The organism is Vibrio sp. M260118 (assembly GCF_036533755.1).
In the GTDB taxonomy this organism is placed as follows: Bacteria; Pseudomonadota; Gammaproteobacteria; order Enterobacterales; family Vibrionaceae; genus Vibrio.
Genome location: NZ_JATABG010000016.1, coordinates 1 through 23,281, shown reverse-complemented (window position 1 = coordinate 23,281; position 23,281 = coordinate 1). Strand labels below are relative to the sequence as shown.

The 23,281-nt window shown below is 46.1% G+C and carries 24 protein-coding genes; 22 read left to right on the top strand and 2 right to left on the bottom strand.

All coding sequences use genetic code 11. The annotated features are described in order from the left end of the window. From QTO00_RS02330 to QTO00_RS02255, 17 genes are all read left to right on the top strand, one after another. Positions 1 to 366, top strand: a 366-nt coding sequence (locus QTO00_RS02330) for a phage protein (RefSeq protein WP_331422712.1), incomplete at its 5' end; no start/stop codon positions are given. 7 nt (positions 367 to 373) lie between these two features. Further along, positions 374 to 601: a TraR/DksA C4-type zinc finger protein gene (locus QTO00_RS02325; protein ID WP_331422710.1), complete on the top strand. Its 228-nt coding sequence runs from the start codon at positions 374 to 376 to the stop codon at positions 599 to 601. Further along, the gene (locus tag QTO00_RS02320; RefSeq protein WP_031844062.1) at positions 598 to 1,020 is read left to right on the top strand and encodes a DUF5675 family protein; all 423 of its coding nucleotides are present in this window, start codon (positions 598 to 600) and stop codon (positions 1,018 to 1,020) included. The genes QTO00_RS02325 and QTO00_RS02320 overlap by 4 nt, the downstream gene beginning before the upstream one ends. A 3-nt stretch (positions 1,021 to 1,023) precedes the next feature. Then, complete coding sequence (locus tag QTO00_RS02315; RefSeq protein WP_070969258.1) at positions 1,024 to 1,611, top strand: 3TM-type holin; 588 nt, start codon at positions 1,024 to 1,026, stop codon at positions 1,609 to 1,611. Further along, entirely contained in the window at positions 1,612 to 1,887 is a 276-nt protein-coding gene (locus QTO00_RS02310) for a hypothetical protein (protein WP_031844064.1), read from the top strand. Further along, positions 1,884 to 2,153, top strand: a complete 270-nt coding sequence (locus QTO00_RS02305; protein ID WP_031844065.1) for a putative phage tail assembly chaperone — start codon at positions 1,884 to 1,886, stop codon at positions 2,151 to 2,153. The genes QTO00_RS02310 and QTO00_RS02305 overlap by 4 nt, the downstream gene beginning before the upstream one ends. 41 nt (positions 2,154 to 2,194) lie before the next feature. Further along, a complete protein-coding gene (locus QTO00_RS20950) occupies positions 2,195 to 2,338 on the top strand; it encodes a DUF6890 family protein (protein ID WP_175443241.1) in 144 nt (47 codons plus the stop codon). A 3-nt stretch (positions 2,339 to 2,341) separates the two neighbouring features. Beyond that, positions 2,342 to 4,366 (top strand): phage tail tape measure protein, encoded by a 2,025-nt coding sequence (locus tag QTO00_RS02300; protein ID WP_331422706.1) that lies wholly within the window; start codon positions 2,342 to 2,344, stop codon positions 4,364 to 4,366. Beyond that, on the top strand, positions 4,363 to 4,695 hold the full coding sequence (locus tag QTO00_RS02295) for a DUF2590 family protein (RefSeq protein WP_124940855.1): 333 nt from the start codon (positions 4,363 to 4,365) through the stop codon (positions 4,693 to 4,695). The genes QTO00_RS02300 and QTO00_RS02295 overlap by 4 nt, the downstream gene beginning before the upstream one ends. Further along, on the top strand, positions 4,695 to 5,879 hold the full coding sequence (locus QTO00_RS02290; protein WP_331422705.1) for a baseplate J/gp47 family protein: 1,185 nt from the start codon (positions 4,695 to 4,697) through the stop codon (positions 5,877 to 5,879). Before QTO00_RS02295 ends, QTO00_RS02290 begins: the two co-directional genes overlap by 1 nt. Positions 5,880 to 5,881: 2 nt before the next feature. Continuing rightward, positions 5,882 to 6,496 carry a phage tail protein gene (locus QTO00_RS02285; protein ID WP_124940857.1) on the top strand — a complete coding sequence of 205 codons (615 nt, stop codon included), beginning with the start codon at positions 5,882 to 5,884 and terminating at the stop codon, positions 6,494 to 6,496. Between the two features lie 24 nt (positions 6,497 to 6,520). After that, complete coding sequence (locus tag QTO00_RS02280) at positions 6,521 to 8,041, top strand: phage tail-collar fiber domain-containing protein (protein ID WP_331422702.1); 1,521 nt, start codon at positions 6,521 to 6,523, stop codon at positions 8,039 to 8,041. Then, a complete protein-coding gene (locus tag QTO00_RS02275) occupies positions 8,038 to 8,532 on the top strand; it encodes a hypothetical protein (protein WP_331422701.1) in 495 nt (164 codons plus the stop codon). The genes QTO00_RS02280 and QTO00_RS02275 overlap by 4 nt, the downstream gene beginning before the upstream one ends. Then, entirely contained in the window at positions 8,533 to 9,072 is a 540-nt protein-coding gene (locus QTO00_RS02270; protein ID WP_331422700.1) for a baseplate complex protein, read from the top strand. It abuts the gene before it with no gap. Further along, positions 9,069 to 9,755, top strand: coding sequence for a hypothetical protein (locus QTO00_RS02265; RefSeq protein ID WP_331422698.1), 687 nt, complete (start codon positions 9,069 to 9,071; stop codon positions 9,753 to 9,755). The genes QTO00_RS02270 and QTO00_RS02265 overlap by 4 nt, the downstream gene beginning before the upstream one ends. Then, on the top strand, positions 9,746 to 10,483 hold the full coding sequence (locus QTO00_RS02260; protein ID WP_331422697.1) for a hypothetical protein: 738 nt from the start codon (positions 9,746 to 9,748) through the stop codon (positions 10,481 to 10,483). Before QTO00_RS02265 ends, QTO00_RS02260 begins: the two co-directional genes overlap by 10 nt. Positions 10,484 to 11,080: 597 nt before the next feature. Continuing rightward, complete coding sequence (locus tag QTO00_RS02255) at positions 11,081 to 11,320, top strand: hypothetical protein (protein WP_331422695.1); 240 nt, start codon at positions 11,081 to 11,083, stop codon at positions 11,318 to 11,320. Between the two features lie 113 nt (positions 11,321 to 11,433). Here the strand turns inward: QTO00_RS02255 and QTO00_RS02250 are convergent, their stop codons facing one another. After that, complete coding sequence (locus QTO00_RS02250; protein WP_038201557.1) at positions 11,434 to 11,682, bottom strand: Lpp/OprI family alanine-zipper lipoprotein; 249 nt, start codon at positions 11,680 to 11,682, stop codon at positions 11,434 to 11,436. Between the two features lie 342 nt (positions 11,683 to 12,024). On the opposite strand from QTO00_RS02250, the gene QTO00_RS02245 reads away from it, so the two are divergent. The 5 genes from QTO00_RS02245 to QTO00_RS02225 all read left to right on the top strand — a co-directional run bounded on the left by QTO00_RS02245 (position 12,025) and on the right by QTO00_RS02225 (position 20,286). Beyond that, entirely contained in the window at positions 12,025 to 13,368 is a 1,344-nt protein-coding gene (locus QTO00_RS02245) for a DEAD/DEAH box helicase (protein ID WP_331422694.1), read from the top strand. A gap of 189 nt (positions 13,369 to 13,557) precedes the next feature. Beyond that, positions 13,558 to 15,102, top strand: a complete 1,545-nt coding sequence (locus tag QTO00_RS02240) for a ParB-like protein (RefSeq protein ID WP_331422693.1) — start codon at positions 13,558 to 13,560, stop codon at positions 15,100 to 15,102. A 276-nt stretch (positions 15,103 to 15,378) separates the two neighbouring features. Further along, complete coding sequence (locus QTO00_RS02235) at positions 15,379 to 15,729, top strand: EF-hand domain-containing protein (protein ID WP_331422692.1); 351 nt, start codon at positions 15,379 to 15,381, stop codon at positions 15,727 to 15,729. Positions 15,730 to 15,853: 124 nt separating this feature from the next. Continuing rightward, positions 15,854 to 17,176 carry an efflux RND transporter periplasmic adaptor subunit gene (locus tag QTO00_RS02230; RefSeq protein ID WP_331422690.1) on the top strand — a complete coding sequence of 441 codons (1,323 nt, stop codon included), beginning with the start codon at positions 15,854 to 15,856 and terminating at the stop codon, positions 17,174 to 17,176. Next, positions 17,173 to 20,286, top strand: coding sequence for an efflux RND transporter permease subunit (locus QTO00_RS02225; RefSeq protein ID WP_331422689.1), 3,114 nt, complete (start codon positions 17,173 to 17,175; stop codon positions 20,284 to 20,286). The genes QTO00_RS02230 and QTO00_RS02225 overlap by 4 nt, the downstream gene beginning before the upstream one ends. An 89-nt stretch (positions 20,287 to 20,375) precedes the next feature. On the opposite strand, the gene gcvP is transcribed toward QTO00_RS02225, so the two are convergent. Next, positions 20,376 to 23,240, bottom strand: a complete 2,865-nt coding sequence (gene gcvP, locus QTO00_RS02220; RefSeq protein ID WP_331422688.1) for an aminomethyl-transferring glycine dehydrogenase — start codon at positions 23,238 to 23,240, stop codon at positions 20,376 to 20,378. Between the last annotated feature and the right edge of the window lie 41 nt (positions 23,241 to 23,281).

Sequence of the window (23,281 nt, the reverse complement as noted above, 5' to 3'; positions counted from 1 at the left end):
AATAGTGCGGTGACCAAAACCAATGGCGTTCCTGATGGCTTTGTAGAAGGTGATGTCGAAGCGTCTGGCGAATTAGAGCTGATCACAAGTCAATTTAACTTGCTGATGAAAGCTGCTGCTGGCGCAGGTTCATTCCGTGGCTTGCCTACGTTCGACGCTATGGGCTACGGCAAAACGGATCGTGACGAGCTCAAAGTAGAGATGTTTGGCATTAAGTTGAAAATCTCTGATCTGATTGATGCAGATAGCAACGGTGGTAGTGCGCTAGTTCATAAGATTCCGTTCGATGTGACTGATCCTGATTTTATCAACATCAATGGCGTGCCGTACCTACGACCAGAAGAAACCGCCGACATTATTGGGTAGGTGGTAGATGCCGGACTTATTTGATCATGCAAGCGGTATCGAAACCAAACAAACGGAAATGGCACTGGCCAAGCAATTGGCAGCCAGTGCCAAAGCGAAAGCAGAACACCCGAACGGCGAAACGCATTGCGTTGAATGCGGTGAGGAAATCCCAACCGCACGCCGAAAGTATCTGCCTCACTGCTGCACCTGTGTAGCTTGCCAAGAACTTCTAGAGAAGAGGGCAAAACGTTGAAACGATTTGTATTGAAACGCCGTTATTTTCAAGACGGCACTTTTGGAACACTTCACCGTGAAGACGGAAGCCAAGTGTGTGTGATTGCCGAACGTAGTTGGCGAAATAACCTGCCTGGTAAATCGTGTGTGCCAGAGGGTTCTTATCAAATTCTGCCACATAAATCGCCTAAGTTTGGTGATTGCTATGCGCTAGAAGCTAGCGAACTGGGTGTAACTCGTCAGGGGCCGAGTTTAAGAACTCACATTCTGATCCATAAAGCGAACACACCAAGCCAACTTCAAGGCTGTTTAGCACCAGGTGTCGATTTTGGTTTTGTTGGGAATGAATGGGCCGTGGTTAATTCAAAAGCAGCATTTGAAGCATTGATGCACGAGCTTGATGGTCAACCGGCTGTTTTAACCATCGTAAAGGACTGAGCCATGTGGGAAAGCGTTAAATCATTAATTGCCACAGCCGCGCCAATGATTGGCACTGTGATCGGTGGCCCTGCAGGTGGTGCCGTAGGTGCGATGGTTGCGAGTACTTTAGGCGTAGAAAATACGCCAGAAGCTATCGAACAAGAGTTGCGAAACAATCCTGATGCACTGCTAAAGCTCAAACAGCTTGAAAGTGATGAACGTATCAAACTGCAAGAGCTGGCTTTGAGTCACTCAAAGATTGAAAGCGAAGAACGCAAGTTGGCGATTACCACTCAAGCTGCAACCCAGCAAGCAGAGTTAGCCAGCAATGACGCCTATGTTCGACGTTGGCGACCAACGTTTGGTTATGCGATGTGTTTGGCTTGGTCCCTGCTGTTCTTCGGCTTGGCTTTTGCGCTGGTTTTCCACCCAGAGCAAGCAGCCAGCGTTGTGAATAGTGTTGTGGCTCTTACTCCTTTGTTTAGCGTTGCTCTAGCCGTGTTGGGTATCAGCATCCATAAGCGAAGCCAAGACAAGCAAGTCGCTCAAGGGACTAAACCTGCAGGGTTTATCGGGAGCTTAAAGCAAGCCGTTACGCAAGGAGGCTAAATGGAAGATTTGCGCGTGTGGTTGGCAGTGGCTGCTTTTCTACTGACTCTGATTGGCTTTGTGTACACACGTGCAGAGAAATCCAATAGTACAGCAAACAGCCTAATGCAGCGCACTCATCAAAATGAAATTGCTATCGAAAGGATGAGAGCGGATAACGCGGAAAAATACGCAACGAAACACGAGCTTAGGGAAGCCGTGGACGATCTTAAAGAATCCATTAACGGACGGTTCGACCGTCTAGAAACGAAATTAGATAGAGAGAAAATCACATGAGCAAGAAAACTATCGTTCTAACTATTGCAGGTTCGGATATTCAGTTTGCACCAACACCAGAGCTTTACGGTGAGTATGTCGGTGCGATGGCACGTGGTGACATGACCGATTCGGCACACAACTTTGTTATGCAGTCAGCGCAAGGCGATGAAGAGAAAGAAACATTACGCAAGCTTGATGAAGACAACGCTGGCGCAATGATTCAGGTTGCAGGGACGTTAGTTGGTGAGTATGCACCGAAGGTGGCGATCTCAGTAAAAAAATAGAAGAGCTGGTTAAGTCGCTTGAATCAAGCGACTTACTCCAGATGTACGCATTACGAAGGAAATGGTTGCCCCACGAACCTGATACAGAAATGAGCTTGGCTCAAGCGGTTTGGTTAGAGAAACAACACTGGGATAACACCGCGATTTCTAATGCGAACGGAACAGCGAAAGCTTTTGCAGGATAACGAATGTCTTTACCAGAACCACTACGATTCACAGTTGGATTGATAGACCAAATTAGTAAACCGCTGGGCAATATTCAGCGTCAGTTTAGTAGTATGGCTTCTTCCTACCGAGACGGTACTCACACTATGGTGTCGGGTGCTGCTGGCGTAGCTGGTGCTGGTATTGCTTTGCAACAAGCGTTAATGCCAGCGATTGAGATGGACAGAGCACTAGGTGAAGTCAAATCACTGGGTGTTGCTGATGCTCAGTTAAAGAACTTGGCGGAAACCGCACTACAGTTCTCTGTTGAATATGGCAAGTCGGCCTCTGACTTTGTCGCCGCTTCCTATGATATTCAATCTGCAATTGCTGGGTTGGCTGGCAATGAGTTGTCCGAGTTTACTCGCGCCTCTGGTGTGTTGGCCGCTGCCACGAAAGCCGATACAGCAACCATCACCAATTACGTTGGCACCATGTATGGAATATTCCAGAACACCGCTAACGATATGGGTAAAGCCAATTGGGTAAATATGCTTGGTGGTCAAACTGCTAAAGCGGTTCAAATCTTCAAAACCACAGGTTCGGAAATGTCATCTGCATTTACTTCGGTAGGTGCTGCAGCGACATCTGTTGGTGTTGGGATGACCGAGCAAATGGCTATTCTTGGCACTCTTCAATCGACCATGAGTGGTAGTGAAGCAGGTACCAAGTATCGAGCGTTCTTAGCTGGTGCAGCCAAAGCACAAGACACTCTCAATATGTCGTTTACTGACTCACAGGGTCAGTTGCTTCCAATCGTCGACATTCTAGGAAAGTTGAAGCAACGATATGGGGAAACTATTTCAGTTGCGGAAGCTGCGGAACTGTCAAAAGCCTTTGGTTCGCAGGAAGCAACAGCAATGGTTCAACTGTTGATGCAAAACACCGATGGTTTAGCCGGTTCAATTGAGCAATTGGGTAAGGTGAAAGGGCTTGATGCCGCCGAACAGATGGCAGGCGCAATGACCGACCAATGGGAACGAATGGAACAAGGGCTTTATGCAATTAGAGCCGCGATTGGTACTGCTTTGCTGCCGTCCTTGTTGCCAATGGTTCAAGGTTTGGCAGATGGCGCAATGCAGCTTGTTGAGTGGACCAAATTATTCCCAAATATTACTCGATACATTGGATATGCGACGGTTGCTTTCTTTGGTTTGATTGCCGTGGGTGGGGTATTAACCATTCTGACAGGTGCATTCAAAATGCTATGGGCGACCGTAACGCTTGGGAGTGGTTTAGTTAAAGCAATCACTCTTTCATTTGGTTTTCTAGGCAAAACGCTGACGGTGCTTAGAGGTCCGTTGCTAGCTATGAATATGTATATTCGAATGTTCAATATACGAGCAAAAGTAGCAGTGGCGACTCAGTGGATATTGAATACAGCGATGACGGCAGCCAGTGCCATCTATTCTACTGCTGCAATAGCACTTTCTACAATCGGAAAGGCGTTTTTGGCAACAGCAATGACCGCTCTTAAATTTGCTGCTGCTGTTGCAATGAACCCTTTGTTTTGGATACCTGCTGCGATAGCTGGCGTAGTCGGGCTTATGTACTACTGGGATGATCTTAAAGCTAGCTTTGGCGACACAACATGGTTCCAAGTTTTAACCGCAATCACTGCACCTATTCGAGCTTTGTTTGCCGCTATCTATGGCGGTTGGAAATGGGTGACAAGTGGCTTTACTGACTTATCGGGCTTTGATGGTCTATTTGCAATTGTTGACGAAGTGAAAGCCGTGTTTGAAAACTTGTTCGGCTGGATTGGTGAAGGCTTTGATAGCGTGATCAGTTGGATACCAGGTTTCGGTGATGATGAAGCACCAGGTAAAACCATTGGTGCAGTTCAGCAAGCCACGCCAAAAGCGAGAGTTCAACAAGGTGGCGTTGCTCGTCAGATGTCGACTTACAACCAAGGACGTTCGACGAATTACGGCGGTGTAAACATTTATCCAACGTACATGAATAGCCCACAAGATATGGCTAATGAACTAGAGATGGCTGCGCCATGAGTAAAGATTACCTGTATCAAGATTTGCTCATAGAAAACGGTGATGTCGTTTTAGATGCTGGTCGAAACCCAGTGATGATTCAAGACAGAGCCGTGATCGCCCAAGACATTAAACACGCCATTATCGAAAGCGGTTTAGCCGTGGCTTTGATTGGTGAAAAGTCTCGTGATGGTCGCAGTGACATTAAAAAGCAAATAGAGCTCTTGGTTGAAGAAGAAGTTCGCTTGGTACCAGGTACCGTTCGAATGGAAGAGCCAGAACTGGGCAAAATCTGGATTTTCGCAACAACACGTGACTTTGGCGACATCGAAATAGAGGTTGATAGCTAATGGCAAATATTCCACAGCCAGATTATGAAGAACTCCTAAAAGAGTCAGGCATACCAACTGATTCAGAGAGTTGGCGCAAGGTGCTCAAAGAAGAGATGGAAAAAGCAGGTAGCGTGATTAATAACGACAGCCGCTTTTCTCCTTTCTGGCGAATGATAGAGCAAGCCGTGATCGTCTCAACTGTTTGGCTGATTGAAAACCTGTTAGTCAAATACGTGCTGCCTAACACGTTTCTAGCCACTGCGTTCGGTGAGTCATTGAAACTCAAGGCTTGGGAAGTAGACATCGAACCAAAAGCTAAAACAAAGGCAAAAGGTACCATTGTTTTTCAACGTGCTGCTTTGCAAGGTCCGGCACTCATTATTCCTAAAGATACGTGGGTTCAAACTGAACCGATTAACGGCACCATTTATCGAGTGAAAGTGCTTGAAGACACGACGATGCCAGAGAATGAAACTACCGTTTCAGCAACCGTCGAAGCCGAACACGAAGGTGCCGCTTATAACTTGGGCGGTGGTTACTACCATGTGATCCCCGTTGCTATTTCGGGTATTGCCGCTGCAACCAATGAAGATGAATGGTTGATAGAAGCTGGCGCAGACGATGAAGACGAAGACGAACTTCGCTTGCGTGTGCGTAACCAGTGGAGTGCGGCTGCTAAATGGCACATTGATGCGGCTTACCGTTCCTTGCTGATGAAGAAAGCAGGTATTCAAGACGACAATATCTATTTTGAGCATAACGCCCCACGTGGACCAGGTACTGCGAACGCACTGGTCTTGTTAGATACGGGAAATCCATCACAAGAGTTGATCGACGATTTAAACCACGAAGTGACAACCAGTGGATTGCATGGTCATGGTGATGATTTGTTGGTGAAAGCGATGCCAGAAACTCAACACGCTATCAGTGTTAAAGTCTGGCCGAAAGCGAAGCTAACAGACCAAGAGCGTGTGACGTTAAAAGCGAACATCGAAAATGTAGTGAGAGCGGCATTTCGTGAAAACAGTGATTATGAAGTTACGCCAACGAATCCTATTGGTCGCTTTAGCTTTTCACGCCTAGAAGGTGAGCTACATGCCTTGCTTGAGGGCATCGAGTCATTGCAGTTCGAACAAGAAGACATTGTGAGCAGTTTGAAAATTCCTCGCCTGTCTACGCTGACGATAAACATGCAGGAGTAGCTATGCAACTACCACCAATTAAATTCAAGTACTGGATGGGTAGAGGTGAGCTGGCAAAGTTTGCCAACGCACTGCGTAACTACTGGTTAAGAGTGGACGAAGCATTACGAATGCCACTCAAAAAGCATGACCCACTAACTGCTCCAATTGGCATTGTTCGCCTGATGGCTTGGGAACGAGACATCGAGCCGTTAGAACGTGAAGACGAAATGATTTTTCGTATCCGTGTCGCCAACGCTTATTCGTTTGCCCGTCATGGTGGTGAGACAGCCGGCTTTAAAAACATGTTTGGTAAGTTGGGCGTCGACTGGGTAGAAATCCATGAACGTGAAGACCAAGAACAATGGGACGTTGTCACCATTGAAACCGCTGACAGTGACTTGGCACAAAAGAACTGGCTAATGAATGCCATGATTCGCCAATACGGTCGCACGTGTCGTCGCTACCAGTTCAATGTGACTTATCCGGTAACGTTGAAGATGATTGCTGCAGCATTTGGTCACCGGTTCAACCTTCATGCTGCAAAAGCCAACGATGAATCCACCGTGGCGGTGCGAGAAAAACGCATCGAACACAATCAACAGATTTTCACCGCGTCAATGACGCGCCTGAACTGATAAAAGTAAAAGGGAGCGTTAACTATGAGCCAAACGGCTATCCCATTAGAGTTTGAACAGTACCTGCAAAACAAAATTTCGTTGAAGCAGCCTACTGATCTCAATGAAATCATTTTTGCGATGATTCCTGATCTTGATTTGTCTCAACCGATTGACCGTACCGTGTCACTGCCGCCAATAGAACAATGGGTGGCTCAGCGTAATGTTGACCAAATCGGTAAATCTGGTAGCAATGCGGTTGTTTATTCCGTGGTGATACCAGGTAGCACAGCACCATTCACATTTAACGCTATGTTCCTGCGTGACAAGAACGTGCCGAATAGTTGCGGTATGGTGGTTTACAAAGCTACAGAAACCAAAGAAACAGGCATGGCGTTAACTAAGTCGATGCTAATGCAGTTCGATGGAGCTGCAGCCGCTGCTAATGTGACAATTGATGCGGCTACTTGGCAGATTGACTACCAAGCCCGATTAAAAGGAATGGACGAAGATCACCGCTTATCTTGCCTAGATAATTATGGTCATACCGCTTTCGTTGATGGTTTTGACGTAACACGCCATGAAGTTGACCAAACCAAATATTTGATTGCACCAGGTGTCGCTTATGTCGGTGGCCTACGCATTCAAAACGCACTTTCAACGGTGCAAACGGTCGATAACAAGCCAACAACTTTATGGGTTGATGTTTACCGTGATGGTACCGCACTTTCTCAGCATGAAAACCTATTCCAAATCGTAGCGACCACTGATGATCTAGTAGATTACACCGATAGCGAGAACCGACCTCATTATGTGGCGAAACTAGCACGAATTCAGGCTGATGGCTCAATAGTGGATTTACGTGTTAAGGGTGGTTTGGCTGAGCATGAAAAACAGCAGTCGCTTGCCTTATCGAAGCTGCCGCACTATCCCGAAGTGTTAACTGCCAATAATCAGTTAGATATTAGTTTGGTAGGAACAACTCTCACGGTCGCTGATAATCAGGTTTTGCGTCTTTATGGCTGGAAAGACTTCAATACTACTGAAATTCAAACGAAGTCATTTGAAATTGATTTAGCTAAAACTTATCACTTGAGATTTACGGAAGCTAACGGCCTAGAGCTTAAAGATTTGTCTGACGTGGTTTACAACCCAACGTCAAAGGCAGAAACAGACCCAAGTTTTGATAGTACCTATGACGATGTGTTGTTGGCGAAGATTGAAGCGGGAATATTAACCCCTCTCATTAACAAGCCTGAATTGAATGCAGATATGCAAATGGTCGGTATGAGTACCAACCCTGTCCATCCCGCTCGTATTTTTACATACAACTGGGCAAGAACTCCTATTCAATCGGAGGGTTTGGTGATTGGTATTAATGCTCACGGAATTGCTGCTTTTGAGGATTGGAATTTCTCAGGCCGTGAAAATGTTACTGCCTTTGATGTTCTGTTAGTGAATCTCAATCGATACATGGTGCATCATAAATATAGAGCCAACGATAGTAATCCTAGTTGGGAGGGGGGACAGCTAGGTGTTCGATTTAGACAAGAGGTGAAAGCATGATAACTGTACAAATTCAATCGGGTAGTGATATTCCAAATCTAGCCTCTGGTTCAATGCCTAACTTGTTGACCGTGCCTGATGCTTTGATAAATGCATGGTCATTAGAGCGAGTTCGAGTGGTTGACGGTGTTCTCGTTGATGCGGCGGATTATTCTCGATTTTATATCGATGCAGTCGGTGTTAAGCATATCGAGCGACATGATGAGACTTGGCAGGAAATAGAGTGCGCTTATTCTGATGTGCTTATCAAAGATGGTTCAGCATGGCGATTGAAAACAGAACAAGATGTTTATCAAGAGCAATACAAAGCCGTTGATGATAAGCGTCAATCTGAATACACCCAACGTGTTCGACCGCATCTTGAAGAAGCTGAAATCAAAAAGCACATGGGCGAACAATCAGAATATGACCGTTTAATGGATTTAGCAGTCAAAGAACGAAAACAAATCCAAATCGAAAACCCTTGGCCGACTCCGCCAGAGGTGGCTTAAATGCTTTCACTCTCAGCAGTTCGAATCCCTCTCAAGGGCTTAAAGGTCACTGCAAGGCAACAGCTAGCCGGACAGGATATGTCCGGCAACTCTGCATCCACTGACCAAGCGGAAACGGGAGATAAAGGTAAGGTTCTCGCTGTAACAGGGACTTTGCCATATGACAAAGCCCCAACACTAAACCAACTCTATACACTGGCTGGCGCAAAGCTTGACGGTGCACGAGTGATCTACCGCATCGACAACCGAACCGCTAATGCTCTAAAGGTTAGTCAGGTTAAGTTTCAAGGAACCATTACAGCGCAAGAAGACGCACAGTTGCGCCAGTGGTTAATTAGCTTTGAACTTGTAGAACATATGAGTGTGGCAGAACGAACCGAAAGCAGAGAAGATCCAAAACCTGCAGTACAGCAAAAAGCCGCAGGGGTAGAAACACCAACCACACCACCAACGGCTTCGGCAGAGACACCACCGGATACTGAAGTGGAAATGACAGGTGTAATGGGGTATTTGCAATCAATCGATAAGGCACTGGCATGAATACACCAGAGTTTACCATTCAATGCTATGTTGGCAGTGAGCCAAGAAAAGTCAGCCAACACAGGCTGACATTTTCTGATAATGCGCCAGGTAGAGCAAAGCTAACGATACAAGGTGAAGCGAACCCAATGCAGCAAGTCGCTATCGAATTGGGTTGGGGTAATAACATTAGGCGCGTGCTGACTGGATTTGTCGAAAGGGTTTCACCAGATAAACCAGGTTACGTTGTGATCTTCTGCAGAGAACTGGCCGCAGCACTTTATCACCCATTGAATGTCATCATGCGACATCCAACACTAGTTCAGTTGCTTAGTAACATCACTCAACAAACAGGGCTGCAGTTTGTGGTCCCTGATAGAGCTTATGCCAACAGTGCTATCCCTTGTTTCTATTCGACAGGTAATGGTTATCGGGTACTCGATGAGATAGCACAGGCTTTTAGTATTTCTGATTACATCTGGCAGCAACAAGGGAATGGACAAATCTTTGTAGGAAGTTGGGCTGATAGTTACTGGGCAGACAAGCCAGCGACTATCCCTGCTAACATGCTCAATCCACACCAAGCCCAAAAAACGGCAACGGTTCCTTGCACGCCACACTTTAAACCAGGTGTGATCGTGAATGGTTGTAAGCTTGCCACCGTTGAACACGTTGGAACGGAGACAGTCATAACATGGACGTAAAAACAATTAAGCGTATTGTCTACCGGCTATTCCCAGAACTAACAGGCAACTGGCATTTGCCTCAGCTTGCCAAAGTCGTTGCATTGCCAGAGCTACCGAAAGAGGGTGATTTGTCTGAGCGTTTCTATCCTCACTATGCAGCGGATATTCAGTTGCTTGATAGTAAGTTGGTCGAACGTAAAGATGTGCCGGTCATGCAAGCAGTACCTTTACCAGTACCAGGTATTGGTGAACAAGCTGGGCGACTTGAGCCGCCAGCGATTGGTGCAATAGTTGAAATTGGTTTTGCTAATGGTGAGCCAGATAAACCATTCATTCGAACGGTTCTGGGTCTAGGCTGGAAGCTGCCAGCAATCAAAGCAGGTGAAAGTCGATACCAACAAAGACCAGGTGTTTACCACCACGTTGATCAATCTGGTAACTTTCGCAGCATTACCGACAAATTGGCTCAACTGCACTGTAAGTTAAGAGAAGTTCGTGCCAGCACAGAACAAGATTACCGTTCACCTAAAACGTGGCTGGGCTCAGAAAATGAGAACGTACTCAACTTGTTAGGTGAGTTGATGCAGGTAGTAACCGACCTATCCGATACATGTGCGGCACATACTCACAAGAGCCCAGAGACGCAAGCACCAACAAGCCCACCAATTCAAGCGGAAGCGTTTACCGGACACGGTGAAAGCAGTACCGGACTAAAAGACAGACTTACTCCTATCACTAAATCCTAACCCTAAACTCTCCACAGCAATGCGCAGCCAATCGGCTGCGTTTCTTTTTGTCTAAACGTTAGCGAACTCTCACGGGCATAACAGCAGTAAGATAGCCACGAAAGCGAACGATTGGGTGACGTAAAACGCACTCCCCCTCCCCACCTGCGATGTTTTCGTGTGGCAGTTTATTGAAATTCCATTTTGGTGAAATTTAACGGGGCTAAATCAGCCTCTGAGAAGAGTTAAAGCCTTATGGGTAGCGGAACGGGGCAGATTTTCAGGACGTCTTAAAACGCTTTATATTGCGTTATACAAATTTCTACAAATGAAATTAATTGATCAGTTTTGCAAAAATGAAGATCAGGAAGTTAGTGTGTCTTTAGGTTAAGTTATTGAATTTAAAGAAGCGCTGAGTTTTTTGTGTGTTTTTTAATGATCTGTAGTGTGAAAAATAGGATCGTGTTTGCTTGTATTGAAGCCAGTAATGGCAAGGGGTGAGGCGTGTTTTTACACTTGTTTGGTTTTTTCAATATTGATCTGGTGCTGCGGTGTTAAAATTCCGTACTATCAGTGAAAAGCGACAACCACGAAAAACGGTTTTTTATCGGCAAGTTTATGAAGAAAAGCAAGCAAATTACAGTGGAATTGGTGGAGTTTGAATGTGATGAATGCAGCGGTGGTGTGTACCGAGTCGATAGTTCGACAGTACCTAGCAATAACCAATGGCGACACACCTGTACGAATTGTAAAAAAGAAGCCTATTTCGTCTACCCATTCCCTTACATTGCATATAAAGGGGAAGAGTTCATTTTACGCAAACATATTCCAAGACAGTCACCTAAGCCTGATTTGTAAGATGCTATAAAACAAAAGTGGCGACACTAAATTGTGTCGCCACTTTATCGCCATTTGGTGCGAAGTCATTAATTAAGTTATTGATATTTAATGACTAATCAACTGCGTTAATCTTACTTAGTGTAAGACTGAGCAATGTTGTCGATACGTTCGTTTGCACGAGCCGCTTCTTCTTGTGCCGCCATAGCAGAATCACCAGACTTACGTACTTCAGACTGTAGCGCTTGAACGTCTTGGCTTAGCTGGCTTACTTGGTTTGAAAGTTCGTCGATTTTTGCCGTAGTTGCTTCGTCTGGAGTAGACGAACAACCTGCTAGTAGAAGAACAGAAGCTGCAGCAGCTGCGATCAACATTTTGTTCATGGTGGAACTCCTTCGTATGTAAGTATCAAATAACGCCCTATACCTTTTGATCGTATAGTGACTCAGATCAGTTTAGCCCTATTTTTAACCTTCCTAAAGCAGCTAAAAGTCAAAAAAACCCAAGAATTTAAGTAATTATCGAATTAGTTGACCCACATCTCATTGGCGAGACGAATAAATGTAAGCGATACATAGGGACAGATGTGTGCTGAAGAGTGCGAAAAGAATATTTTCTGTGATCTCTATCCTCTATGGGCGAATCCAGTTATCATAGCCTGTTTTTAATATATTTCGTGTTGGTAGATATAGTCGATACTTGTACTAGCAACGCCACGTGACCAATTGGAGAATACTTTGCACTTTAAAGATTTAGGCTTAGACAATCGCTTACTTAAGAACTTGAAGCATTTAGACTTTAAGCAGGCGACAGAGATCCAGCAAAAGGCGATCCCCGTCTCTATTGCTGGTAAAGATCTGTTGGCTTCTTCTAAAACAGGTTCAGGTAAAACGCTAGCTTTTGTGTTACCTATGCTTCACAAGTCGCTAAAAAACAAAGCTTTTTCTGCAAAAGATCCGCGTGGTGTTATTTTGGCGCCAACACGTGAGCTTGCTAAACAAGTCTATGGTGAGCTACGAACTATGCTGGGCGGGCTCTCTTACGACGCGACTTTAATCGTGGGTGGCGAAAACTTCAACGACCAAGTCAAAGCGTTGCGTCGCTACCCTAAGTTCATTGTTGCGACTCCAGGGCGCTTAGCTGACCATCTAGAGCACCGTTCACTCTATCTTGACGGCCTAGAAACACTGGTGTTGGATGAAGCTGACCGAATGCTAGATCTTGGTTTCGCACCTGAGCTGCGTCGTATTCACAACGCAGCCAAACACCGTCGTCGCCAGACACTCATGTTCTCTGCAACCCTTGATCATGCAGAAGTTAATGATATCGCATTTGAGATGCTGGATGCGCCAAAACGCATTGCCATTGGTGCCGCGAGTGCTGAGCACAAAGACATCACGCAAAAATTCTACCTTTGTGATCATTTGGACCACAAAGAGGCGATCCTAGATCGCATTCTAGAAGAGGCTGAGTACAAGCAACTGATTATCTTTACTGCGACGCGTGTGGATACAGAGCGTCTGACTGAAAAGCTGAATAAGAAAAAGCTCAAAGCGATTGCCCTTAGCGGTAGCCTAAATCAGACTCAGCGCAACACGATTATGAGCCAGTTTGAGCGTGCAGTATTCAAAATTCTAGTGACGACAGACGTCGCTTCTCGTGGACTCGACATTGCCAATGTGACCCACGTGGTCAACTTTGATATGCCAAAGCATACTGAAGAGTACGTTCACCGTGTTGGTCGTACTGGCCGTGCGGGCAACAAAGGGGATGCGGTCTCGTTGGTTGGTCCTAAAGACTGGGATAGCTTCAAGCGCGTTGAGGCGTACTTGCAGCAAGACTTAAGCTTCTCGGAGTTAGAAGGTCTGAAAGGCAAGTTTAAAGGTCTTAAACCTCGCAAGCCTGATTTCCGTAATAAAGGTAAAGCGACTAAGAAAGCGAAACCGCAAGGTAAGAAAACCGCTAAGAAACCCGTTAAACGCGACAAGAGCTTCCACCAGAATGTGGCAGTGGGTGACAGCGTATTTATTCCAAAGAAGAAAACGCCGCCAAAGCCTGACAGCGAATAAACACTGATTGATAGAAAGCCATTTGATGAACTCAAATGGCTTTTTTACAGCGACTAATCAGTCAAGGTATTTTACCACAGACTCTCTGTAGGTTCGTTTACCATCATCTAGCCCGTTAATTGAAATAATAGTGTCACTATTGGATATTACATTGATGCCTGACTTTTATTCCTATATCTAGAAGGACTTATGAAAAATACAGGGATCTTTGCCATTATCGGGGCTTTGGCAATCTTTGCTCTACCAGTGCAAGCAAGTAATGTTTCTGAAGGCGATGTTATCAAGTTAGGCCTCCATGAGCTAAAACCAACCCAACCTTCTGTTGGCTACGATCAAATCATGTACAAACTGGGTCGCTTCCAGTTTGATCAAGAGAAAATGTACGATGAGGTTTGTGAAGCTAACGGCCAGAAAGGCGTCGTTAGTATTAGCCCACAAGCACACCCAAATGTCCCATCTTCGTTCAAATGTGAGATGGAAGTCGGTGCGCGTAAGCAAGATATGAAGACAGTCGTTATCGCTCCGAATGGCGACTACTATCTGACTGATGGTCACCATACTTTCAACGTCTTCTATCGTATGCCACAGGGCGGTGCATCATTCAACGTCAATGTAGTGGTTGATAGAGATTACCGCGATCTTAAAAGCATGAATGCTTTCTGGAACCAAATGGCAAAAGATGGCAACACTTGGTTATTCGATCAAAAAGGTACGCCAATTAGCTATCAACAACTTCCAACCTCTCTTGGGCTAACAAACTTTGCCAACGATCAGTACCGTTCGCTAATGTACTTCTCGCGCGGAGTGAGCTGGAACAAACCGAAGCAGCCTGTTCCATTTCTAGAGTTCTACTGGACGAAGGAAGTGCGTAAAGCCATTGATGTGGCTGACTTCGACTTAAACTCAACTCAAGGTTACGCTAAAGCTGTTAAAGCGGTGAGTGAGCTCATTCTATCAATCGACACTAGCAACGTTGGCGGGTCTATGCTGAGTGTAAAAGAGATGGGTCAGTTCGACGCTTATAGCCAGAAAGGCTTCGACAAGCTGTTCAAGGAGCGTGGAAAAGTTGACTACATGCTTCGCTATAAAACGACCTCTACGGCTAACGGCTTAAGTTACGATTTGGCTGCGGCTTCAGCCCCAGTTCTTAAGCAAGTTGACCAGTTTACGCTTGAAGCGAACGTTAGCTTTAATGACTACCAAGCGGTTTCCGCAGACGGTACAGTCAATGCCATCGTCGAGATCCCAACGGGTACGTCAGCGAAATGGGAACTGAGTAAAGACAACGACAAGCACGTGATTTGGGAGCATAAAAAAGGTGCTCCGCGTGTTGTTAACTATTTAGGCTACCCGGGTAACTACGGTTCTATTCCACGTACAGCACTGCCGAAAGAGTTTGGGGGTGATGGCGACCCACTAGATGTTATTGTTCTTGGGCAATCAGTACCGCGTGGAGAGGTTGTTCCTGTGCGTCTTATTGGAGTGCTGAAAATGCTCGATGACGGTGAACAAGATGACAAACTGATCGGCGTTCTTACCAATGATTCACCATTTAAAGACATCTCATCACTTAAAGATTTGAAATCGACTTACCCTGGCGTTCAAGAAATTGTTGGCTTATGGTTTGAAAATTACAAAGGCCCAGACGGCGCTATGCAACTACAAGGTTGGGGTAATGAGGTAGAAGCAAACAAGATCCTAGATGCTGCGAGAAAGCACTACGCGGCCAATTAGTCTTTTTTGAAGTTTTGATAATGTAAGATTAGCAAGGATGGGCGACTGCCCATCCTTTTTTATCAGTATCTTACAAACGATAGAGGAGAGTATTGCTCATACGGAAGTGGGTTGACTCTGTCCAAGATTAGTTGTGATGGACTTGAAGCGGTCAATATTGTTGGCCGTGGTTAACGATGCTTGCTTAGTCATATTTACATACCTTTACATCACATGACGTAACTTTACCTACATTAGCATATTCTTAAATAGAAGGGGCCAAAGAAGGAAAACGTCATGAAAGTCAAAAGCACTATCATCGCTTTGCTTGGGATTGCTATCGCGTTCGGAGCCGTGGCTGGTGGAATGAACAAAAGCATGAAAAACAACATGTCGCGTCCAGTATTTTCTCAGTTTGATCTGGATGGTGATGGTCAGATTACCGAAGCCGAGTTTAATCAAGTAAGGTCGGAACGTATTGCTCAGCGAACAGAAGAGGGGCGTACGTTGAAAAATATCAATCAAAGCCCGATGTTTGCTTCGCTAGATACAAATGCCGACGGTGTTGTCTCGGAGCAAGAGTTTATCGCTCATCAAGGTGTAGCAACCCCCAAAAAAATTATGGGCAAAGGCAAAAATAACCAGTAGCTTTAATGTATTAGGCCTCCATTTGTGAGGCCTAACTTATTTTGGGGCCAAGGAAGCAAACGCGCTTGTTCTCGTGTGCTAATTTATACATCAGACAACGCTAATATATAGTAAGGGAATTGCTATGACTGGGTATAGCTGGTTACAAAGAGCTCTGATCATTCCACCTGTCCTGTTTGGCATTGTGCTATTGGTGGTAGTGCCGGGAATGAAGGCCGAACCGCCTAAAGCGAGTACTACTGCTTCGAAAAAAGTAGTTCGGGTGTTGAAAGTCGATCCGCGAAATGTCCAACCATCAGCTGTCGGGTATGGATATACTGAGCCCGCACAAGACTGGCACGCTCAGTCTGAACTCGACGGCGCTGTTGTGTGGGTTTCTGAGCAATACAAAACCGGCAATATTATTCGTAAAGACAGTGAAATTCTTAGAATCGATCCCGCCTCTTATCAACTCACTATTGCCCGTTTGCAAGCGGAACTTGACGTACTGACGTTAACAAACCGAACTATCATTGATTCACTGAAGATTGCAGAGAAAGAGTTTCAGGTACAGCAGTCAGAATATGCCCGTTCAATCAAATTGAGTGAAACTGGTCATCTATCCAATACTGAGAAAGACCGAGCGACTAAAGACTTGCTGAGTAGCCAGCAGCAGCTCCAGACTCAAAAAAGCCAGCTGGCGATTAATCAAGCGCAGCAGAAGGTATTACAAATGGAACTTGCGCTTGCAAACCGAGACCTTGAACAAACGGTTATTAAAGCCCCGTTTGATATTCGCGTTATCGAAACGCTAGTGGGGCTTGCTGAGTATGTTAACAAGGGGGAATTACTGCTCAAAGCGGACGGTATTGATGCCGTCGAGGTACGGGCGCAGTTTCCATTAGGTAAAATGCGTCCGTTAAGAAGTGCCAAGCATTTAAATGCATTAGATAGCGATGTGCACAGCAACTTAGCCGCGACAGTCGAGCTCCAAGCTGGCGATAAAGTGATGACTTGGCCTGCCGAAGTCAGCCGCTCTGGGGGAGAAATCGATAGCCAGACTCAAAGTCAAAGCCTAGTAGCACAAATTAATCAACCTTATCAGCAAGCGATACCAGGAGAGAAGCCTCCGCTTGTCCGCGGGACTTTCGTTAAAGTAACGCTTAAAGCTCCGGTTATCGAGCAGCAGGTATTACTACCGATAAACGCTATTCATGATGGTAAGGTTTACACTGTCTCCGAGGGCAAATTGAGAATCAAATCCGTTAGCGTTGATTTTATTCAAGGGCAGGTTGCGGTGCTCAAATCGGGCTTGGAGTTCGGTGATGTGGTGGTACTAAGTAAACTGTCTCCCGCTGTTGAGGGGATGGCTCTTCAACCACAATCAGATGGCAACATAGCGCTTTGGCTGGATAAGCAGACAGGTTTTAAGTCCTCAAAGGCTAATCAGGAAGAGGGCAAATTATGATCGCTTATTTTGCCCGGCATGCCACTGGTGCCAATGTACTAATGATAGCCGTACTTTTATTAGGAGCGTTTGCCTTACCTAAATTGCAGAAAGACACTTTTCCGCTTACCCCAACTAAAAATATCGAAATTCGGATCGTGTATCCTGGGGCGTCTCCTTTTGAGATGATGGAAGAAGTATGTTATCCGCTAGAAGATTCACTCGATAAACTGAGTGGAATTAGAGAGTTAAGCTGTGATGCTCGAGAGAATTTGGTCATTGCCAATGCTGAAATTGGCGATGGTGAAGACATTGATACCTTAACCAGTGATATTCAACAGCAGGTTAACTCAATCAACGACTTTCCGGAGCGGGTTGAGCAGATTACTGTGACTAAGCTAGACAGGGTGGCAACAGTAGCCAGTGTCGCCATTACTGGCAATATGTCAGATAGGGACTTATATCTTTACGCCCAACAAATTAAACACAAGCTCAAAGAGAGCCCCTTGATCGCGCAGGTAACCGTAAATGGCTTTGCAGATCAAGAAATAGAAATTCGCGTGTCACAGTGGAAGTTGCAACAGTACGGCCTGAGTGTGTCTGACTTGTCCAATCTGGTGCAACAGCAAAGTATCAGTACTCCAGCAGGCGTATTCAGCAATGACTTGGAAGAGATCAGTGTTCGATTTGACCATTTGGGGAGTGACGTCAGAGACTTTGAGAATATCGTGATCAAAGCAAGCAATGCGGGAACTCAGATTCGTTTAGGTGATATCGCCGTTATCCAGCAGAAGTTCATTACTGATGAAAATAAAATCCTGTTCAATGGTCAACGTGCCGCTTTGCTTCAGGTGTCTAAAACGCAATTCCAAGATACGTTAACAGTTAAGGATGCGATTGTTAGCATTGTCGAAAAAGAGCAGGCAAATGCTCCTGAAGGCGTTGTTTTGAGTATCACCCAAGATTCTAGCACTAACATCACCGAGCGCCTGAGAATTCTTACCAGTAATGGCGTGCAAGGGTTGGCACTGGCATTCTTGATGCTGTGGGCGTTCTTTAACATTCGCTTTAGCTTCTGGGTCACTATGGGGCTGCCAGTATCATTTCTCGGTGCTATTTTCGCGATACAACTTCTCGGTTATACCCTGAACATGATGACGCTGGTTGGGCTGATTGTTGCCATTGGTTTGCTGATGGATGACTCATTGATTATTGCTGAAAACATCGCTGCCAAGAGACAGCAAGGATTGTCTGCGTTTGATGCGGCGATTGCGGGAACGAAGCAAGTCTTTCCTGGCGTAATCGCTTCATTTGCAACCACCATTATGGTGATAGGGCCGTTGATGTTTCTTACGGGCAAGATGGGTGAAGTATTACGCTATATTCCCATCGTGTTGTTGATAACGTTACTTGTTAGCCTAATAGAAGCGTTTTTAATCTTGCCATCCCATTTGGCACACAGTCACACTGAGTTTCGTTCAAATCCAATCCGGGACAAGTTCATGGCAGGGTTTGAAAAGGTCAGAGATGGATTCTTCGTGCCAGCGAGTGTCAAGGCGATGAATACACCCTATTTTTCATTGGGGATACTAATGATGGTGGTGATGATCTCCACCGCATCTATTTCGTCAGGACTGCTGAAATTTAAAGCCATGCCTTCCTTGGAAAGTGATGTATTGCAAGCGCGGATTTTACTCCCTCAAGGTAGCTTGCTTAGCCAGACAGCGGCGGTGGTGGAGAAGGTCTCAAACGCGCTTGATGATCTTAATCAAGATTACGCAGATGAATATCCGAGTTCACAACCTTTGGTCACGAGCACCACCATCATGTTCAATTCAAATGCTGATGCCAATGAATCAGGACCCCATTTGGCAACGGTCAGTGCCGACCTGCTGCCAGCGCAGTTTAGACAGCAGAGCATTAAAGAACTGATCCAATCTTGGAAACAAAAAGTCGGCCCCACGGCCGATGTGGTTTCGCTCAAGTTCACCGATAAAGAGCGCGGTATTGCTGGCAATGGTATTGATATTCGAGTCCAAGGGGATTCGTTGGAACAGCTCAATAAAGTTAGTCGCTCGCTTGTGAAGTGGTTGAGGGGGTTTGACGGTGTCTTTAACCTTTCCACTGACCTTCGTGAGGGAAGAACTGAGTTTTACGTCAACCTTAAAGATGCTGCGGGCGTGATGGGCGTGAATGCTTCCAACATTGCTCAAACGCTGCGCAGTGCAGTAAAAGGCAGCACTGATCTGACGGTTTTTCAGCAAGGCGAGCTGGTGGATATTAGCGTGAGGTTGGATGAGTTTACTCACCAAGCTAGCTTATATGAGTTGAACAGCTTGATGGTCACGGCAGCCAATGGAACTCTTGTTCCGCTATCAAGTGTGGCGACGTTTGACCAGAAGCAAACCTTCTCGCGAATCCAGCGTATTAATGGGATGAATACGGTGATAGTGCAAGGCAATATCGATACTCGTGTTGCCAATGCGCGTGAAATTATGCGTAAGTTCAATAGTGATTTTGTCCCGCAAGCCCAGCTTAAGTTTCCAGACGTCAGTTTTACTTCTCAGGGGCAAGATAAAGAGAGTGCAGATACGGGTTTATCATTGGCGACCTTTTTTGCACTTGGTGTGGTGGGGATCTATCTTATCCTGGTGTTCCTTTTCCAAAGTTACACCCAACCTATCGCAGTACTGCTGGCGATACCAATGGGTTGGATTGGTGTGGTATGGGGGCACCTAGCTATGGGGTTCGATTTGACTATTCCGAGTCTGGTTGGCTTTGCTACCTTAGCGGGAATTGTCGTTAACGATAACATTTTATTGGTCAACTTTATTAAGCATAATATCGAACAAGGCGAGAGCTTGAATGATGCGTGTAAAGCGGCGGTACGTGATCGATTCAGAGCGATATTTATTACCTCGCTGACGACTTTCGCAGGATTACTTCCGTTGTTAACCGAAACCAGTACACAGGCGCAGTTTTTGATCCCCTTAATTGCCAGCATTGCGTTTGGCTTAGTCTCCGCCACGTTGCTCGCATCGATTGTAGTACCTTGCGTACTGCTTATTTTGGACGATTTAAAATTGACTAAATGGCCACAAGGTGCACTAGGGGGCAAATCTGCCCTTTGATGGTGCTGGGAATGACATGCCGAATCGAGCTAACAAAAAAGCGAACCAACCGGTTCGCTTTGTAATTTATATAAGTAGTGAGTCAACAACTACTCTTCATAGCTTGCTATGCTTGGGCATGAGCAGATGAGATTTCTGTCCCCATAAACGTTGTCTACGCGGTTAACGGTAGGCCAGTATTTCCAAGACTTAGTCGCTGGTGATGGGAAACAGCCTACTTCGCGAGAGTATGGGCGATCCCAGTCGTCTTGCGCGAGATCGACTTGTGTGTGCGGTGCATTCACAAGAGGGTTGTTCTCTAGTGGCCAAACGCCTTCTTTCACCTTGGTCATCTCTTCACGGATTGCGATCATGGCATCACAGAAACGGTCGATCTCTTCTAGATCTTCAGATTCCGTTGGCTCAACCATCAGTGTACCTGCAACCGGGAACGACATGGTTGGTGCATGGAAACCGTAATCCATTAGACGCTTAGCAATGTCCTCTTCGCTAATGCCTGTCTCTTCTTTCAGCGGACGAATGTCGATAATACATTCGTGAGCCACGCGGCCGTTTGTACCACGGTAAAGAACAGGGTAGTGAGGTCGTAGGCGCTCCATCATGTAGTTCGCGTTTAGAATGGCTACTTTCGTTGCATCTGTAAGGCCAGCTTCACCCATCATTGCGATGTAAGCCCAAGAGATAGGTAGAATAGAGGCACTGCCTAGATCTGCTGCTGATACCGCAAAGTCTTCACCTTCAACACCGTTTTCGATGTGACCTGGTAGGAATGGAGCCAGGTGAGACTTAACACCAATAGGACCCATCCCCGGACCGCCGCCACCGTGTGGAATACAGAAGGTTTTGTGCAGGTTGAGGTGAGAAACGTCAGAACCGATAAGACCTGGAGAGGTAAGGCCAACCTGAGCGTTCATGTTTGCGCCATCTAGGTAAACTTGACCGCCAGCGGCATGAACCATTTCACATACTTCTTTCACTTGCTCTTCGTAAACGCCGTGCGTAGAAGGGTAAGTGATCATGATGCTTGATAGGTTTTCCGCGTGCTTCTCGATCTTAGCTGCTAGGTCAGTCATGTCGATGTTGCCATCATCATCACATTTAACCACAACCACTTTCATTGACACCATTGAAGCGGTTGCAGGGTTTGTACCGTGCGCTGAGCTTGGGATCAGACACACGTTACGATGACCTTCTCCGCGGCTTTCGTGGTAGCGTTGGATTGCGATTAGACCTGCGTACTCACCAGAAGCGCCTGAGTTAGGCTGTAGTGAGAAGTCATCGTAGCCTGTGATTTCACACAGCTTCTCTTTTAGATCTTTCGCTAGTGCAGAGTAACCCGCCGCTTGCTCGATTGGTGCGAATGGGTGAATAGAACCAAACTCTGGCCACGTAACTGGGATCATCTCAGCGGCTGCGTTCAGCTTCATTGTACAGCTGCCTAGCGGGATCATACCGTGAGTCAGTGAAAAGTCTTTGTTCTCAAGCTGTTTTAGGTAACGCATCATCTGCGTTTCGCTGTGGTGCGTGTTGAACACTGGGTGCGTTAGGTACTCTGAAGTACGGCGCAGCGCTTCAGGAATAGCTGCGAACTCGTTGCTCGCAATTTCTGATGACAGTGCGTTTACGTCTTGTTCTACACCAAATACGGCAAATAGCGCTTCAACGTCAGCTACCGTTGTTGTTTCATCTAAGCTCACACCGAGTTGAGTTGGCAGTTTGCGCAGGTTGATGTCAGCTGCTTGCGCTTTCGCGTAAAGCGCGTCTGTTTGATCACCAGCATTGATGGTGATGGTATCGAAGAAGCTATTGTGCGCGAGTTCGAAGCCAGCTTTAGTTAGACCTGCAGCCAAAATAGCAGTCATGTGGTGAGTACGACGCGCAATAGTACGCAAGCCTTCTGCACCGTGGTAAACCGCGTAGAACGATGCCATGTTTGCTAGTAGTGCTTGAGCCGTACAAATGTTTGATGTCGCTTTCTCACGACGGATGTGCTGCTCACGAGTCTGCATCGCCATACGCAGTGCTTGGTTACCGTTAGAGTCGATAGAAACACCGATAACACGGCCTGGCATAGTACGTTTGTGCTTGTCACGTGTTGCCATGAATGCAGCGTGAGGACCACCGTAACCCATAGGTACGCCAAAGCGTTGTGCTGAGCCGATCACTACATCCGCGCCCATTTCACCTGCTGGCTTAAGTAGAGCTGAAGCGAGTAGGTCTGTAGCAACTGTTACTAAGGTTTTGTTTGCTTGCGCTTTAGCGATGATGTCTGTTAGATCGCGAACTTCACCCGTTGTACCAGGGTATTGAACAAGCGCACCAAACACGTCTTGCTCTGGTAGTGACTCTAATGAACCGACTTGTACGTCAAAGCCGATGTACTTAGCGCGAGTTTTTACAACTTCTAGCGTTTGAGGGTGTACATCGTCAGCGACAAAGAAAACGTTACTTTTGCTTTTGCCTGCGCGCTTACATAGCGTCATCGCTTCGCCTGCTGCTGTTGCTTCGTCAAGCAGTGAAGCGTTAGCAATCTCCATTGCGGTAAGATCCATCACCATTTGTTGGAAGTTAAGCAGAGCTTCTAGGCGACCTTGGGAGATTTCTGGTTGGTAAGGGGTATATGCCGTGTACCAACCTGGATTTTCAAGCACGTTACGTAGGATTACGTTTGGTGTGAACGTGTTGTAGTAACCTTGGCCGATAAACGTGCGCTTGATTTGGTTTTGGTCAGCAAATTCGCGCATGGCAACCAACATGTCAGCTTCGCTTTTTGCTTCGGCCAGTGTCATTGGTTTTTCTAGGCGGATTTGCGCTGGAACGGTTTCATCAATCAACGCGTCTAGGTTTGCAACGTTGATTGCTTCCAACATTTTTTGTTGGTCAGATTTGTTTGGGCCGTTGTGGCGAGCAACGAACTCATTTTGTGTGCTGAGGCTTTGAAGTAATTCAGTCATTGTCCTTTACCTACTCCATCGTTCGGTTATCGGTTGTCACT

Excerpts from the sequence above, each read along its gene's own strand:
- QTO00_RS02325 (WP_331422710.1), top strand. The coding sequence starts at position 374 with ATGCCGGACTTATTTGATCATGCAAGCGGTATCGAAACCAAACAAACG.
- QTO00_RS02315 (WP_070969258.1), top strand. The coding sequence starts at position 1,024 with ATGTGGGAAAGCGTTAAATCATTAATTGCCACAGCCGCGCCAATGATT.
- QTO00_RS02310 (WP_031844064.1), top strand. The coding sequence starts at position 1,612 with ATGGAAGATTTGCGCGTGTGGTTGGCAGTGGCTGCTTTTCTACTGACT.
- QTO00_RS02305 (WP_031844065.1), top strand. The coding sequence starts at position 1,884 with ATGAGCAAGAAAACTATCGTTCTAACTATTGCAGGTTCGGATATTCAG.
- QTO00_RS20950 (WP_175443241.1), top strand. The coding sequence starts at position 2,195 with ATGTACGCATTACGAAGGAAATGGTTGCCCCACGAACCTGATACAGAA.
- QTO00_RS02300 (WP_331422706.1), top strand. The coding sequence starts at position 2,342 with ATGTCTTTACCAGAACCACTACGATTCACAGTTGGATTGATAGACCAA.
- QTO00_RS02295 (WP_124940855.1), top strand. The coding sequence starts at position 4,363 with ATGAGTAAAGATTACCTGTATCAAGATTTGCTCATAGAAAACGGTGAT.
- QTO00_RS02290 (WP_331422705.1), top strand. The coding sequence starts at position 4,695 with ATGGCAAATATTCCACAGCCAGATTATGAAGAACTCCTAAAAGAGTCA.
- QTO00_RS02285 (WP_124940857.1), top strand. The coding sequence starts at position 5,882 with ATGCAACTACCACCAATTAAATTCAAGTACTGGATGGGTAGAGGTGAG.
- QTO00_RS02280 (WP_331422702.1), top strand. The coding sequence starts at position 6,521 with ATGAGCCAAACGGCTATCCCATTAGAGTTTGAACAGTACCTGCAAAAC.
- QTO00_RS02275 (WP_331422701.1), top strand. The coding sequence starts at position 8,038 with ATGATAACTGTACAAATTCAATCGGGTAGTGATATTCCAAATCTAGCC.
- QTO00_RS02270 (WP_331422700.1), top strand. The coding sequence starts at position 8,533 with ATGCTTTCACTCTCAGCAGTTCGAATCCCTCTCAAGGGCTTAAAGGTC.
- QTO00_RS02265 (WP_331422698.1), top strand. The coding sequence starts at position 9,069 with ATGAATACACCAGAGTTTACCATTCAATGCTATGTTGGCAGTGAGCCA.
- QTO00_RS02260 (WP_331422697.1), top strand. The coding sequence starts at position 9,746 with ATGGACGTAAAAACAATTAAGCGTATTGTCTACCGGCTATTCCCAGAA.
- QTO00_RS02255 (WP_331422695.1), top strand. The coding sequence starts at position 11,081 with ATGAAGAAAAGCAAGCAAATTACAGTGGAATTGGTGGAGTTTGAATGT.
- QTO00_RS02250 (WP_038201557.1), bottom strand. The coding sequence starts at position 11,682 with ATGAACAAAATGTTGATCGCAGCTGCTGCAGCTTCTGTTCTTCTACTA.
- QTO00_RS02240 (WP_331422693.1), top strand. The coding sequence starts at position 13,558 with ATGAAAAATACAGGGATCTTTGCCATTATCGGGGCTTTGGCAATCTTT.
- QTO00_RS02235 (WP_331422692.1), top strand. The coding sequence starts at position 15,379 with ATGAAAGTCAAAAGCACTATCATCGCTTTGCTTGGGATTGCTATCGCG.
- QTO00_RS02230 (WP_331422690.1), top strand. The coding sequence starts at position 15,854 with ATGACTGGGTATAGCTGGTTACAAAGAGCTCTGATCATTCCACCTGTC.
- QTO00_RS02225 (WP_331422689.1), top strand. The coding sequence starts at position 17,173 with ATGATCGCTTATTTTGCCCGGCATGCCACTGGTGCCAATGTACTAATG.
- gcvP (WP_331422688.1), bottom strand. The coding sequence starts at position 23,240 with ATGACTGAATTACTTCAAAGCCTCAGCACACAAAATGAGTTCGTTGCT.